This window comes from Methanobacterium sp. SMA-27 (assembly GCF_000744455.1).
GTDB lineage: Archaea > Methanobacteriota > Methanobacteria > Methanobacteriales > Methanobacteriaceae > Methanobacterium_B.
Genome location: NZ_JQLY01000001.1, coordinates 2,272,682 through 2,287,585, shown reverse-complemented (window position 1 = coordinate 2,287,585; position 14,904 = coordinate 2,272,682). Strand labels below are relative to the sequence as shown.

At 34.6% G+C, this 14,904-nt stretch carries 13 protein-coding genes; 10 read left to right on the top strand and 3 right to left on the bottom strand.

The annotated features are described in order from the left end of the window. Positions 1-134 precede the first annotated feature (134 nt). The gene (locus tag DL91_RS11630) at positions 135-2,507 is read right to left on the bottom strand and encodes an OB-fold nucleic acid binding domain-containing protein (RefSeq protein ID WP_048191937.1); all 2,373 of its coding nucleotides are present in this window, start codon (positions 2,505-2,507) and stop codon (positions 135-137) included. 317 nt (positions 2,508-2,824) lie between these two features. Between DL91_RS11630 and DL91_RS11625 the strand changes: the two genes are divergently transcribed. The 7 genes from DL91_RS11625 (at position 2,825) to mmp11 (ending at position 9,273) form a co-directional block, all read left to right on the top strand. Beyond that, entirely contained in the window at positions 2,825-3,247 is a 423-nt protein-coding gene (locus DL91_RS11625) for a MarR family winged helix-turn-helix transcriptional regulator (protein ID WP_048191935.1), read from the top strand. Positions 3,248-3,316: 69 nt separating this feature from the next. After that, complete coding sequence (gene hacA / locus DL91_RS11620) at positions 3,317-4,573, top strand: homoaconitase large subunit (RefSeq protein WP_048191933.1); 1,257 nt, start codon at positions 3,317-3,319, stop codon at positions 4,571-4,573. Between the two features lie 68 nt (positions 4,574-4,641). After that, positions 4,642-5,142, top strand: a complete 501-nt coding sequence (locus DL91_RS11615; protein WP_048191931.1) for a 3-isopropylmalate dehydratase small subunit — start codon at positions 4,642-4,644, stop codon at positions 5,140-5,142. An 82-nt stretch (positions 5,143-5,224) separates the two neighbouring features. Next, positions 5,225-6,214 (top strand): isocitrate/isopropylmalate family dehydrogenase, encoded by a 990-nt coding sequence (locus tag DL91_RS11610; protein ID WP_048191929.1) that lies wholly within the window; start codon positions 5,225-5,227, stop codon positions 6,212-6,214. A 134-nt stretch (positions 6,215-6,348) separates the two neighbouring features. Further along, positions 6,349-7,557 (top strand): cysteine desulfurase, encoded by a 1,209-nt coding sequence (locus DL91_RS11605; RefSeq protein ID WP_048191927.1) that lies wholly within the window; start codon positions 6,349-6,351, stop codon positions 7,555-7,557. Between the two features lie 209 nt (positions 7,558-7,766). Continuing rightward, the gene (gene ribH / locus DL91_RS11600) at positions 7,767-8,177 is read left to right on the top strand and encodes a 6,7-dimethyl-8-ribityllumazine synthase (protein WP_048191925.1); all 411 of its coding nucleotides are present in this window, start codon (positions 7,767-7,769) and stop codon (positions 8,175-8,177) included. A gap of 163 nt (positions 8,178-8,340) precedes the next feature. Beyond that, entirely contained in the window at positions 8,341-9,273 is a 933-nt protein-coding gene (gene mmp11, locus DL91_RS11595; RefSeq protein WP_048191924.1) for a methanogenesis marker protein 11, read from the top strand. 29 nt (positions 9,274-9,302) lie between these two features. Here the strand turns inward: mmp11 and DL91_RS11590 are convergent, their stop codons facing one another. Continuing rightward, entirely contained in the window at positions 9,303-11,015 is a 1,713-nt protein-coding gene (locus DL91_RS11590) for a glycosyltransferase (RefSeq protein ID WP_048191923.1), read from the bottom strand. A gap of 221 nt (positions 11,016-11,236) precedes the next feature. On the opposite strand from DL91_RS11590, the gene purE reads away from it, so the two are divergent. The 3 genes from purE (at position 11,237) to DL91_RS11580 (ending at position 13,769) form a co-directional block, all read left to right on the top strand. Beyond that, entirely contained in the window at positions 11,237-12,256 is a 1,020-nt protein-coding gene (gene purE, locus DL91_RS11585; RefSeq protein ID WP_048191922.1) for a 5-(carboxyamino)imidazole ribonucleotide mutase, read from the top strand. A 36-nt stretch (positions 12,257-12,292) separates the two neighbouring features. Beyond that, positions 12,293-12,421 (top strand): hypothetical protein, encoded by a 129-nt coding sequence (locus DL91_RS14445; protein WP_255343949.1) that lies wholly within the window; start codon positions 12,293-12,295, stop codon positions 12,419-12,421. 61 nt (positions 12,422-12,482) lie between these two features. After that, positions 12,483-13,769, top strand: coding sequence for a UbiD family decarboxylase (locus DL91_RS11580; RefSeq protein ID WP_048191920.1), 1,287 nt, complete (start codon positions 12,483-12,485; stop codon positions 13,767-13,769). Between the two features lie 46 nt (positions 13,770-13,815). Here the strand turns inward: DL91_RS11580 and amrS are convergent, their stop codons facing one another. Then, positions 13,816-14,826 (bottom strand): AmmeMemoRadiSam system radical SAM enzyme, encoded by a 1,011-nt coding sequence (gene amrS, locus DL91_RS11575; protein WP_048191918.1) that lies wholly within the window; start codon positions 14,824-14,826, stop codon positions 13,816-13,818. Positions 14,827-14,904 lie beyond the last annotated feature (78 nt).

Here is a 14,904-nt window from a genome sequence, read left to right as displayed (position 1 = left end):
TTTGAAATTTCTGTTAAAAGTATTCGAATTATTCCTAGGATCAAATACAACATTTACAGATGCACTATTTAAAGATTGATCAATTAGCTAGGAAATCCATAATACTCATAAACTTCCATATGGTTAATTGTTTATTACAACTTTATTTCAACAAGTTTTTTAGCATTGAGTCGTATTTCCTCGTTGTATTCGTCAAAGCTAGCATCAGCAATAATTGTGATTTCGTGGCCAACAAGATCTGATACTTTATCTTCGAGCGATCCTTCATCTCCAGTTTTTTGGATTACCTCAATAATTTCTTGCATTTTCATTCCAATTAGTTCTTCTGCGGCGGTTCTGAAGAATGTAACGCGCATTGTCCCTGTATCATCTTCAATAACACATGGTATTATCATAAGATAATTGGGTTCATCTATCTCTTCTCCGCATATATCGCAGATATAAATATTATCTACCAAGCTCACTCGTTTATTACAGTTAGGACACATTTCATAGAGTATTCTGTTTCCATAGGCTTCTACAATTTGTCCTGTTACTTTTATATTACGATCTTCCTCTCCAATATCATCGATCTTCTTGGTTTTATAGATCATTTCTTTTATATCATCAAAAGAAGGGAGTTTTTCAGTTTCTTCATCTGTTGCTTTTGTCACATTTGTATTTCTGCCCACACTGAGTTCTATTTTATCGTCACGTAGGTTTACACGAGGATTTTCTATTTTTATTGTATCTCCGACATTTAATGGAGTTTCTGATTTTTCATCCCAGAATGAAGCCCTAATTACTCCAGTTCCATCGGCTATTTCTATTGTTCTAACAGTTCCTTTGCTTCCATCGGCACGCTGGAATTCGTTTGGATCATAGATATTAATAACTCTCCCAATTAGCCTTACATTACGGTCCCCATCATTCAATTCGCTAATGGTTTTGGTGGAATAAATAGAATCTTCGATTTCGTTTATGGCAGGTAAATCGTTTATTTCTTCTGGGTTAGGTTTAACAATCCTAGCTGTTCTGCCAATAGACAGATCCATGTTGTAGTTTCCTAAACGTGTCCGGGCATTTTCTATTTTTATTGGATCCCCTTCTGCGAATGACAGTTCTGCTTTATCATCCCAAAAAGAAGCTCTTATTATTCCTGTACCGTCTCCAATTTCAATAGTTCTGACTTTCCCGGTTGTTCCATCGTCTCTATTAAACTCGGATGGATCGTACACATTTACTATTCTCCCAACAACATCGATTTCTTCACCTTCCTCATCCATTTCATGTATTTGGGATATTTTTAATGGTTTAAGATATTTGCCGCATTCTTGAAGTTGTTTCTTAAGTTTAGCATCGATTTCCGGGTTAATAATTATTTTAGTATTCCAATTGGTGTTTATTCTATAGTCTGTCCCGGAGTATTCGTCGAATTCAATATTTCCGCCGATAATTTTAATAATGTCCCCTTTTTTCAGGTCCATATTTGCATCATCATTCCATAGAGTTATCCTGATGGATCCAGTATCATCTTCCATTTCGAGGGATCTTACCTGTCCTGTACTTCCATCGTCTCTCATGAATGTAATAGCATCATATATTTTGCAGATGACACCAACAACTGTTACATCACGCATTTCATGCGCATCACCAATTTTTTGTATTGTTTCGGTGTATTCTGGAAGATCAAATTCGCCCTTCAAGATTCTACCTACCCATGAATTGGATAAAGATACTTCATTGTCACGTGTTCTTCCAAGGGCACCCAATATTTTTATTGAATCTCCTTCCTTTAGTTCAAGATCTTCTACAATATCGGTGTCTCTGTTCCAAAGCGTAAATTGTATTTTACCGGTTTTATCCTGAATTTCGAGTGATAAAACTTTTCCCTCTTTCCCTTTTTTATTGAAAGTTCTTATTTTTGGAATACGCAAAATTCTGGCCACTACATTAACCTGCATATCTCCCTTTATGTCTTCTATATTGGTGATCTTATCATCGTATTTGGGAAATGTTTCAAAATCTTTTTCATCCAGTTTCTGTATGGTTGAATCTAACTTCATGTGAAGTTCATCTTCTCTGAATCCTTGCTTCACTTCAGCATTGTTGATTTTAATAACGTCTCCTTCTGATATTTTTTTAAGGAATTTAATATTTTCTGTCCATAGTACTACTCGTATTTCGCCTGTATCATCGGATAATATCATATTGGCAAGTTTTCCTTCCCTTCCTTTTTTACTGGTAAATTTTTTCACATGAGATATGTGCATTACTCTACCTGTTATACTGATGTTGTCACGACCAGTTTCGAGTTCTGATATCTTATGTGCTTCATTTGCCTCTGATAAAGGTTTATTAGCTTCGTTAATATATTCGCCAACAATTGTGCGGGCTATATCAAGCTCGCTCATGAAACTAACATCCTCGTAATCATGTTTCCGTTCTTCCATTCTCTTTAAGAAGTCATCGTATGATATTTTATCCTTAATCTTTTCATATTCACTCTTTATTTCCTCGCCGCTCATTTGGGTTCCCTCACTTCAATATTTCTCATCCATAGTATATTTAATTTATATCAGTTTGATGAATTGCTGAAATTAATGTATTATTTAATATCAATATTTTATTACTATTATATTTTAAGAACCATTAAAATATATCATCATTACTCTTATTTTAATTTCTAAAAAAATTTAATATTATAATTATATTGTTTTTACTTTTAACGAGATTGTTAATAAACTCAATATTAATTCGTGTAAATTTTTAGTATTTTGACAAAATAGCAAACCTTTTATAATAGTTAGTTTGATAAAACTATATATCCAAGAGGTGAAAACAAGTGAATCAAGAGCTCGAATTAGTGGAATCAATGGATAAATTAAGCGAATTAATGCAAAAATTTCAAACAGAGCTTCTGACAGGTGATTTGAAGGAATATACTCTAAGACAATTATACTATATTGAATTGATAGATAAAAACGAAGGTATAAGCGTTTCAGAAATTTCAAAAACTCTTGATCTTAAAAAATCAACAGTTTCAATTGCGATTAATCAGCTTATTGATCTTGATATTGTAAATAAAATTCAATCTACAACTGATAAACGTTTTTATTTTTTAAAACTCACTTCTAAAGGTAAAGAGATAATGAAAATGCATAAACAGGTTCATAAAAATACTATCAAGAAGATGTTAAAGATTTTAAACCCGGAAGAAGTTGAAAACTTCATTAAAATAGTGGATAAAATTACAGTTATCATTTAACAGATATCGTAAGCTATGTGGAATTTTGAGCATTTTAAAATAAATGAAATCTAAATTGGAGGAATTTAAATGGCAATGACCATGGCAGAAAAAATACTAGCAAAAGCATCTGGAAATAAAGAATCAGAAGCAGGGGAAATAATAATGGCAAATATAGATGTTGCCATGACTCACGATTTAACAGGGCCACTATCTGTGGAATCTTTTGAGAAAATAGGGGTAGAAAAGGTATGGGATCCAGACAAAATAGTGATTGTTTTTGATCATCAAGTTCCAGCTGATTCTATTGACGCAGCAAATAATCACATGATAATGAGGAAATTTGTAGAAGAACAAGGAATCAAGAATTTTTACGATGTAAGAGAAGGCGTATGTCACCAAGTTCTTCCTGAAAAGGGACATGTAGTACCTGGTGAAGTTGTTGTTGGTACAGATTCCCATACTTGTACACATGGTGCATTAGGTGCATTTGCTACAGGAATAGGATCTACAGATATGGCAATGGTATTTGCAACCGGAAAACTTTGGTTTAAGGTACCTGAAACAATAAAATTTGATATTACTGGAAAATTACAGGACAATGTGTTCGCAAAGGATGTTGTTCTCAATATAATAGGTAACATAGGTGCAGATGGTGCCACTTATAAAGCATGTGAATTCGGAGGGGAAACAACACGAAATATGAGTATTTCTGATAGAATGGTTCTTTGCAATATGGCAATTGAAATGGGAGGTAAAACTGGTCTTGTTGAACCCGATCAAAAGACAATCAATTACCTAAAGGGGAGATCAACCAAATCCTACGAAATAATAAAAACAGATGATCATGCACCTTCACTTGAAACCATACATGTCAATGTCAATGAACTTGAACCACAGATAGCATGTCCGCATAATGTGGATAATGTAAAACCTGTTTCTGAAGTGGAAGGTACACCTATCGATCAGGTATTCCTAGGATCTTGCACAAATGGGCGGTTAAGCGATCTGAGAACTGCTGCAAAGATAATAAAAGGAAAAGAAGTATCAAAAAATATTAGAATGCTTGTAATACCTGCGTCTAGAGAAGTATATACCAAAGCAATGGATGAAGGTCTTTTAAGAACTTTTGTAGATTCTGGGGCATTGGTATGCAATCCTTGTTGTGGCCCCTGTTTAGGTGGGCACATCGGACTTGTGGGGCCCGGTGAAGTTAGCCTTTCAACATCAAATAGAAACTTTAAGGGAAGACAGGGAAGTCCTGATGCAGAAGTATATCTTAGCTCTGCAGCAGTGGCAGCAGCTTCCGCAATCAAAGGGAAAATTACCGATCCGAGGGTAATTTAATGAAATTTAGTCTAATAAAAATCTTTAGAAATGGAAACAGAACATAAAATATTTGGAAGGTGTTTGAAATGAAAGGAAAAGTCTGGAAATTTGGAGACGATGTTGATACTGATATTATAATACCTGGAAGATATCTTGTATTAAGAGACGAAAAAGAACTAGCAGCATGTGTTATGGAAGGATGTGATCCCGAATTCTCAAAAAAAGTTAAAAAAGGAGACATAATGGTTGCAGGCAAAAATTTCGGCTGTGGATCCTCAAGGGAACATGCACCAATAGCAATTAAAGGGGCAGGAATATCTGCTGTTGTTGCAGAATCATTTGCAAGAATATTCTACAGAAACTCTATAAATATAGGTCTTCCTCTAATAGAAGCCAAAGATATAGAAGGACACATATCAGAGGGAGATATTATAGAAATTGATATAGACAAAGGAATTCTAAAGGATTTAGATACCTCTGAAGAGTTTGAGATCAAACCATTACCTGATTTCATGCTAGGGATCATGAAAGACGGTGGATTAATAAACTACCTCAAAAATCACCTTGCAGAGATAAAGGAAGAATAATAAGATTAAATTGTAGAAATTAAGATTATATAAAAAATACAATAATTAATTTTTAAGGAAATAAAGCTAAAATGGTGTTTTAATGTACAAAATAGCGGTTATACCTGGAGATGGAATAGGAAAAGAGGTTATGGAAGCAACACTTCATATATTAGATGCTTCTGACATTGAATTTGAATTCAAGTTTGCTGATGCAGGAGATGAATATGCAGAAAAAACTGGAATACCTCTACCACAAGAAACAATAGATATTGTCAAACAATCACAAGCATGTTTGTTTGGTGCAGCGGGGGAATCTGCTGCTGATGTAATAGTTAAACTCAGGCGGGAATTAGACTTATTTGTAAATCTCAGACCAGTTAAGGCCTATCCTGGTACTAAATGTATTTTTGATGATGTAGACTTTGTTATAGTTAGAGAAAACACCGAAGGACTATACTCTGGAATTGAGGAGTACACAGAGGATGGAGCAACAGCAGTTAGGGTCATAACCAACAAAGCATCAGAGAGGATATGTAGATTTGCATTTGAATATGCTGAAAAAACTGGAAGGAAAAAGGTAACAGCTGTTCATAAGGCAAATGTGCTGAAAAAAACCGATGGAATTTTCAAGAATAACTTTTATAAAGTTGCAGAAGAGTTCACTGAAATAGAAACCGATGATAAATATGTTGATGCAACTGCAATGTTTTTAATAACCCACCCTAATATGTTTGATATTATAGTTACAACCAACCTATTCGGGGATATACTATCGGATGAGGGAGCTGGACTTGTTGGAGGATTAGGACTCATACCATCAGCAAATATAGGTGAAAATCAAGGATTATTCGAACCGGTTCATGGTTCAGCTCCAAGACTTGCAGGAAAAGGTATTGCAAATCCTTCTGCTATGATATTGTCGGCTGTGATGATGCTGGACTATCTTGATGAGAATGAAGAAGCAAGAAAACTTGAAAAAGCACTAATAACTGTTCTAAGAGAGAATAAAGTTGTTACCGCCGACCTTGGTGGTAATGCTACTACTATGGAAATGGCTGCAGAAGTAAAGACCAAGTTCGTGAGAGAATAGGTTTTATTCAAATTTCCTACTTTTTTTACTATATTTACTAATCTAATCAAAAATTACTTGATACTTGTGATTATTTAATTATAACATGGAATATACATAAACAAATAATTCTGAATAAAATTTGGAGCATAAGTATGGAAAATAGTACCAATATTGACATCAGGGCGGACATACCCTTACTTGAAGATGTAATATATTTAGACGCAGCAAGTACTACACCGACTCCAAAACCAGTTGTTGATGCAATGTGCGATTATTTCTACAACTATAATTCCAACACTGGTAGAGGCGCGTATAGAATGGCGGTTAAATCAACCAAAGAATTTGAAGGAGCAAGGTCTCGGATTTCAAAGTTCGTTGGTTGTGGACCATCAGAGGTAATATTCACAAAAAACACAACTGAAGCAATAAATCTTGTTGCAAATGGTTTTAATTTTAAAAAGGGAGACTCTATAATTGTTCCCAATATAGAACATCATTCTAACTTTATTCCTTGGTTAAACTTAAAGAAGTTCGGTGTGAATCTCAAAATCATAAAGGCTGATGAATTTGGTATAATTGATCCTTATGATGTTGAATCAGCTGTTGATGATAATACTAAACTCATAACAACTACGCATATTTCTAATGCAATAGGTTCGGTTCAACCAATAAATGAAATAGGTAAAATTGCAGATGAAAATGATATTCTTTATCATGTAGATGCTGCACAATCTGCCGGGCATATGAAACTTGATGTAAAAAAAATTAAAGCAGATTTTGTATCATTTCCAGGACATAAAGGATTTCTTGGCCCAGTAGGAACAGGATTTTTATACTGCAGCGAGAAATCTGTAGAGAAACTGGAACCCACGAATTTAGGTGGTGGAACTGTTGTTGATGTTACAGAGGCTAAATTTGAATTTGAAGATGTGCCTGCTAGATTTGAAGGGGGAACTCAGAATATTGCTGGAGTTATTGGATTAGGAGCAGCTGTAGATTATCTTAAAAATATAGGTATGGATAAAATTGAAAACCATAGCAAAAAACTTACTTCAAAATTATTCCAAGAGATAAATAGCATAGATAATACAATTATATACGGTAGTCCCGAAAATATTTATGGGATAGTATCCTTCAATATAGATGGAGTAAATGCGCATGATGTTGCAAAGATACTGGACGAACTCAAAAATATCTGTGTGAGAAGCGGTTACCACTGTGCAATCCCTGCAATACGACATATGGGGTCTTATGAACGTGGGGGGACAGTGAGGACATCTGTACATTATTACAATACAGCGGAAGAAATTCAAATATTTGGAGAAACTTTAAGGGAGATTTCTAAGTTTTTTGGAGATTGAAAAAAATGAATAGAGCACAGTACATTGCAATATTTATAATTCTTATAATGGTATTTAGTGCAGTTGCAGGAGCAATTTTATTAATATAATTATAAAAATCATTAATTAATTGTTTAAACTGAACAAAATTCTGGATAAGATTGGTCAGGATATTTAATCATGATCTAATAACAATTGAATAAGTATTCTAAAGAAGGAGTGTGGTATAAATGGTAAAAGTCAGGATTGGAGCAGTAGTTTCAGAATTCAACTATGATATAACTCACATGATGTTAGAGCTAGCAAAAGAACATGCAAAATTCCTAGAATCTGAGATAACGGAAGTAATAACGGTGCCGGGTGTTTTTGACATGCCACTGGCAATTAAAAAACTCCTTAAACAGGAAGATATTGATGCTGTAGTTACAATTGGAGCAGTAATAGAAGGTGCAACATCCCACGATGAAATTGTTATACAACATGCATCTCGTAAAATGACAGACCTTTCACTGGACTACAGTAAACCTGTTGCACTAGGAATAACAGGCCCAAAAATGACAAGACTTGAGGCTCATCAACGTATAGATTATGGTAAACGAGCTGTAGAGGCAGCTGTTAAAATGGTTGAAAGGTTACAATAATTACTCTATTTTTTTTAAATTGAATTTTATAAATTAATTAATACTATAACATAAGTGTAATCATAAAATACTATGAAATAGTATTTGGACATAACATTATCATAATTGATTACTGTAACTAAAATGTCTGATTAATACCTGAATAAATTCTTGGAGAGTTTTCATGGAAATATTAACCCCCGATGATTTAAAAACTAAATTTAAAGACCCTTGGATAGCACCTTACAAAAAAGTCATTACCATGGTAGATGATGACCAAGTTGAGCTAGTTGAATATCATCCCTGTGTGGCTGGTTCTGAATGGATGGTTTACCAGTATAAAAGAACAAGCAATCTTGTAATTGATTCAAAAAGAGATGGAGACAGGCACATTTACCATCTTAACATAGGTAAAGCAAATATGAATCTTAAACCGAGCTTTTCAGCAGCAGGAATAGAAGAAGTATCCGTTGAAGAGGATGAGGTGAAGATTGTACATGCTGGTCTTGCTGGAGCGGGTGTTGGCGCAGCTATGTGTCGAGGTATGGCACAAGGTGTAAAACGTGTAGAACTTTACGACATTGGTGGAGGATCAAAGGTAGGAAGAGCAGCTGTTGTAACTCCAAAAATGCAGAAGGTTGTTATTGGAGTTGATGATACAGACACAAAACAAGAAGGAGCTACATGGACACTTGCCAACAATGTTGGAATGGAACTAGCAAATATGGGATTTGAATATATTGATCATGTCACATGTCAACTCTACCCACATAATCCAAATAAGACCCAAAATTGCGTTGCAATAGCACTTGTATTTGCAGTAGAGCCGGGAAGAAGGGATGAATTGGTTGATAAAACATGCCAACTCCTTAAAAAAGACACACTTTCAGAAAAGACTGCAATAGCTGTTCTTGACGGATTTAAAGTGCCTGCTAAACTTAGAACATATGCTGAAGACACTAAAAAGTCTATGATGTATGTGGAAGATGCAGAAAAAGTAGCAAAAGAAGTAGGTGTACAGTTAGTTCAAGTTACAGGGGCCGCTGGGGAAATAGGGGCTTTAGCAGCACTTGGACTCTATAACGACTTGAAAGAAGCTGTGAAAGTATATTATTAATTGTCTATTTTTTTACTTTTTCTAATTATTTAATATTGGAAGTTAAGGAACTTACCTGTTGAAGAAGGGGCAAAATCCATATCTGTAAGTTCAGGGCCTCCAATTACTATTTTAAAGAGGTTGCTTCCAATTTCGACATAGTAAGTGTTTGTAGGGTTATTTTCATTATATGTGAATGTCTTATATTTCACACCATTAACATAAATTGAGTAAGTTCCATTTTTGAACACTCCTGAAGTATGAGAAATCTGCTGGTTGTTCATGAATATGTCCACAGTTCTGCCGTTATCAAGATTATTGGTTATTACAACACCTTCGGTGAGGTTTAAATCACTCTCATTCCCTGTGGAAATGGCTTTTGCAGCGTAGAAATTATTGAATCTGTTCCTGAGATCGCCATCTCTAATAATGTCCCCCACATTAAGTCCCATTACACTTCTTGCAGCATTTGGAATCCTTATGATGTTATCTTCACCGGGTCTGGTCTGGTTAAGAATATACTTCTGATTGTTTATGTAGATCGAATCACCGTAATTAAGCTCTAATGTGGCAAGAGCCTCTTGGGGCATTCTTATAATTGTAAATTCATTTTCAAGTGCACTATCAACAGTATAAGGTCCTCTTACATCTACGGTTTGGTTACTGGCAGGATTGTTAAATATTATAAGGTTTCTTGAAGCGGGTTCAATTGATATTTTGCCATTATCAACGTGAACAGAACCAAGAATAGTTGTCATCATTGCCAAAAGTATCAGTATTGATACAATTATTGGAGAATGCATTTTAAGGAACACTTTCAAATTTCTGATGTTACCATCGGACCTTGAGAACACATTTAGCGAGATCTTAAGTATCTTTACAATATAGTACAGGGCAACTATCACTCCTGCCCCTGTAATTATTAACCCAATTGTTAAACTCACGAAACGTATGAAAAAAATAGCAAATATACCAAGAGATGCTAATGAAAGTCCTAGGATTTCCATTCTTATGTACTGTCCAAGGGAGTCGATCATGGTGATCCTTCCATATGCTGTTGCTCTATCAACAATAGTTCTCACAACCTCGGTTGCAACAATATTAAGATCGGTTAGAGTGGAGAGGACATGATCTACTTTACCAATGTCTACTTCTTTAACTCTCATACCCATTACATCGGCATCCAAAACAATTCCCACATCAACCCCATAGTCATCTTCTAGTTTAATTTTGTTTAAAAAAGATCTTTTCGCTGCAAATTGCCCGCTTAATGGTTGATCAAATTTGATCTCTGGAAAGAAAAAATTTAATAATGGCTTAGCTGTAAGTTCAGTAACTCGCCCAGCTTCCCTCTTAAATTTGGTCTTAGTTATATCAGCTTCACCATTCATTATGGGTTTGATGATATTGTCAACTTGAGATTTAGTTAGATTTTTAATGTCTGCATCTAAAAATACCACTATGTCCCCTTTGGAATTTTTAAAACCTGTTTTAATAGCTGCTCCTTTTCCCCTATTTTTAATATGGTTTATTATTATTGCTCCTGCATCAATGGCCATAATGGCTGTTTGATCAGTTGATCCATCATCAACAACAATAACCTCTGTTATATAATTTAGGGATTTAACAACCTTTACAACATGGCCCACTGTTTTTTCTTCGTTGTATGCAGGAATTATAACCGATACACTCAGATTTTTATTATTGCCTGCTGTTTTTATAGATGCTAATAATACAATAAACATCATGATAATCCAATACACAAGGTACACCTCAAGTTTACTTCTTATTCTATAAGTGTGGACATGACTTAAAAATATAGTTGAAAATTACATAATGAAAATTTCCATTTAAACATCCCTTTAATCATTTTCATGTACTCTCAGAAACTTTATTAACTCTTCAGGCATATATTTTTAATGTAAATAATTATTCTTTAATTTATTCGATATTCAAAGTTTAAATAATTGTTGGGGTATAATTGATGGAACCAAAAGTCATGATAATATTGGGAAGTGCATCAGATTTTAATGTGGCAGAGAAGTCAATTAATATACTGGAAATCCTAGGTATTTCCTACGATGTAAGAGTTGCATCTGCACACAGAACTCATGAAAAGGTAAAAAAGATCGTAGAAGAATCCACTGCAAATGGTGTTGAAGTTTTTATTGGAATAGCTGGACTTTCAGCCCACTTGCCTGGAATAATAGCTGCAAACACGCACAAACCGGTAGTAGGAGTCCCTGTTTCTGTTAAACTTGGAGGGCTTGATGCACTTTTTGCTACAGTACAAATGCCAGTTGGTGCTCCAGTTGCAACGGTCGGTATTGATCGAGGCGAAAATGGGGCTATATTAGCTGCCCAGATGGTTGGTATACACGATGTACATGTAAGAACAAAACTATCAAAAATGAGAAGAGAATTTTTCTTCAAGATAAAGAAAGATGAAGAAAAGCTAGCTGAAAAATTAACAGGGAAATATTATTCGAGACATTCATTTGAAATTGACGAACTGGAAGGATCTAATGAATACAATCTTGAGGATTACGATGATCCAAAATATCCGGATGTTGCTGTTATAGCAGGAAGCTACTCAGATATAAAAGTTGCAAAAAAAACAACCATGTTCCTAGATAAAATGAGAATTATCTATGATTCAACTGTAATATCTCCAATAAGACATCCTAAAAAATTTGAAAGTTACATGGAAGAAACTAAGGCTGTTAAATTATACATAGCCATTTCAGGACTTTCAGCACATGTTACTGGAGCAGTAGTGGCCTTCACTGAAAAACCCGTAATTGGAGTTCCGTGTGCAAAAAGACTTGATGGAATAGATGCACTGCTTTCAATGGTGAATATGCCTCCTGGTGTACCTGTTGCTACTCTTGGAATTGATTCTGGCGGTAATGCAGCTTTACTTGCGGCAGAAATGCTTGCTTTAGGAGATTTAAATGTAAAACAAGAATTATTACAATTTAAGGGGAATATGAACTGTCAATAATAATTTATTAATATTATCCGAAGGTAGATTGTAAAAATGAAAAGAAACAAAGAAATTAATGAAGATCAATGTGAAGTAAAGGGGTGCCAGTGTAACGTTAACTACATGCTTGTTGCCATAGCAGTAATATTCATTGTTATGTTCATTGCCACAACCATAAAATAGCCCAAATTATATGATTATTTTTCTCCATTGATTTAAGGAATTATGAAGGAGCCAGAATTGTATGAGAGATTTTTTAAAGGCCATTGAAAATGATTTTAAGGTTATAAATGTTGAAAATGAAATATCAACTAAATATGAAGTTTCTAAATTCTTAAAGCAACACGATAAAGAAGTTGTGATTTTCAAGAATATTAAAGAAAGTGAAATGGGAATAATATCTGGTATCTGTAACACAAGAGAAAAAATTGCACGTTCCATATCGGTAACAGTGCCTCAGATCACTTCTAGGATAGTTGAAGCAACTGAAAATCCAACTCCTATTGAGAAGGTAGAGACCACAACAAAAAATTTTCAGGTATCTATGGATGCAGATCTCACCAAATTACCCGTACCAACCTACTACCGAAAGGATGGTGGAGCATATTTAACAGCAGGTGTTATAATAGCTAAAGATCCTGTAACAGGAGTTAGGAATGCATCAATTCATAGAATGCTAGTGAATGGTACTGATATGTTGGGAGTTAGAATTGTTCCAAGAAACCTCTATACCTATTACAAAAAGGCAGAAGAATTCGAAAAACCTCTAGAAATTGCAATTGCAATAGGAATGCATCCTGCAACTCTACTTGCATCTTGTACATCTATCCCAATTACATCTGATGAATTAGAGGTTGCAAACACGTTTCATAATGGTGAATTGAAACTTATAAAATGTGATACTGTTGATATAGAGGTCCCTGATTGTGAGATACTTCTTGAAGGCCAAATACTACCTCATGAACGTGCTCCAGAAGGGCCTTTTGTTGATCTTACAGATACTTATGATGTTATTAGACAAGAACCAATTATAAAGCTTTCAAAAATGCATTATAAAAATAATCCACTCTATCATGCCATAATGCCTGCTGGAAATGAACATAAACTACTTCAGGGATTACCTCAGGAACCCCGGATATATAAAGCAGTCCAAAATACTGTGCCCACAGTTAGAAATGTTGTTTTGACCGAGGGAGGTTGTTGTTGGTTACATGCAGCAATATCTATCCAAAAACAAACGCCTGGAGACGGTAAAAATGTTATAATGGCTGCTCTGGCAGCACATCCTTCGTTGAAACATTGTGTAGTTGTTGATGAAGATATAGATATCTTCAATGGTGCTGATATTGAATATGCAATTGCAACAAGAGTTAAAGGGGATGAAGATATCTTAATTGTTCCTGGTGCTAGAGGATCATCTCTTGATCCTCGTGCAACTCCAGATGGTACTACAACAAAAGTAGGTGTTGACGCAACTAAATTATTGGATAAAAAAGAGAAATTTGAAAGGGTCAGTAAGATGTTGGATTAAAAAATTAATTTATTAATATAACATTTAATTTCAAATTTAGATGGACCTATTCTGTTACAATATCAATGCCTGCACCGCATGAAGGACATTTTTTTTCCTTTTTAAGATCATCTTCCATAATCTGATAACCATTTCTCTCAACAAGAAGTTCTCCACAGCTATAACAGTATGTATTTTCCCCAGTACCGGAAGGTACATTACCTATATACACATATTTCATACCTGCATCTGTAGCGATTTTATGGGCTTTTTCAAGGTCTGCAACTGCTGTTGGAGGGATGTTTTTTAGTTTATAGTAGGGAAAGAATCTTGTAAAATGTAAAGGTACTTCAACACCTATTTCTTCTACCATAAAATTCACAAGGGCTTTAATATGTTTTTCTGAATCATTATATCCTGGTATCATCAGATTAGTTATTTCCAAATGAATTTTTTTATCATAGATTCTTTTTATATTATCAAGTACGGGTTGCATTTTTGCATCACATAATTCATTATAAAATTGTTCGGACATTCCTTTCAAGTCTACATTTGCTGCATCAAGATAGGGACCAATCATTCCAAGAGATTCTTTGGTCATATACCCGTTGGTAACATAAACTGTCTTTAATCCTTCTTTTTTTGCAAGTTTAGCAGAGTCAATAGTATATTCTAACCACATTGTTGGTTCGTTGTAGGTCCAAGCAATGGATTTACATTTATATTCCTTTGCAAGTTTCACAGCGTCTTCAGGCAGTATTTCACGAAGTGAAATATCTTCAAGTTCTGCTTGGGAAATGTTCCAGTTTTGGCAGTGTTTGCATCTGAAGTTGCATCCAATAGATCCAAGTGATAATACAGTTGAACCGGGATAGAAATGGAATAAAGGTTTCTTTTCTATAGGGTCAATAGCTACCGAAGAAGCAGCTGCATAATTCAAGGTAAACAATTTTCCGTCAATACTTTCACGCATGTCACAGAAACCTCGTTTACCGTCGGAAATTAAACATCTTCTTTCACAAACTTTACAGTTCAATGATTTACCCATTTTGTCGTATAAAATAGCTTCTTTTTTCAATTTTAACACCATAGAATTGAAGAAATTTCATAAAGAATCTTAATTTAATACTTCATATTTACTTCATGAATAAGGCGG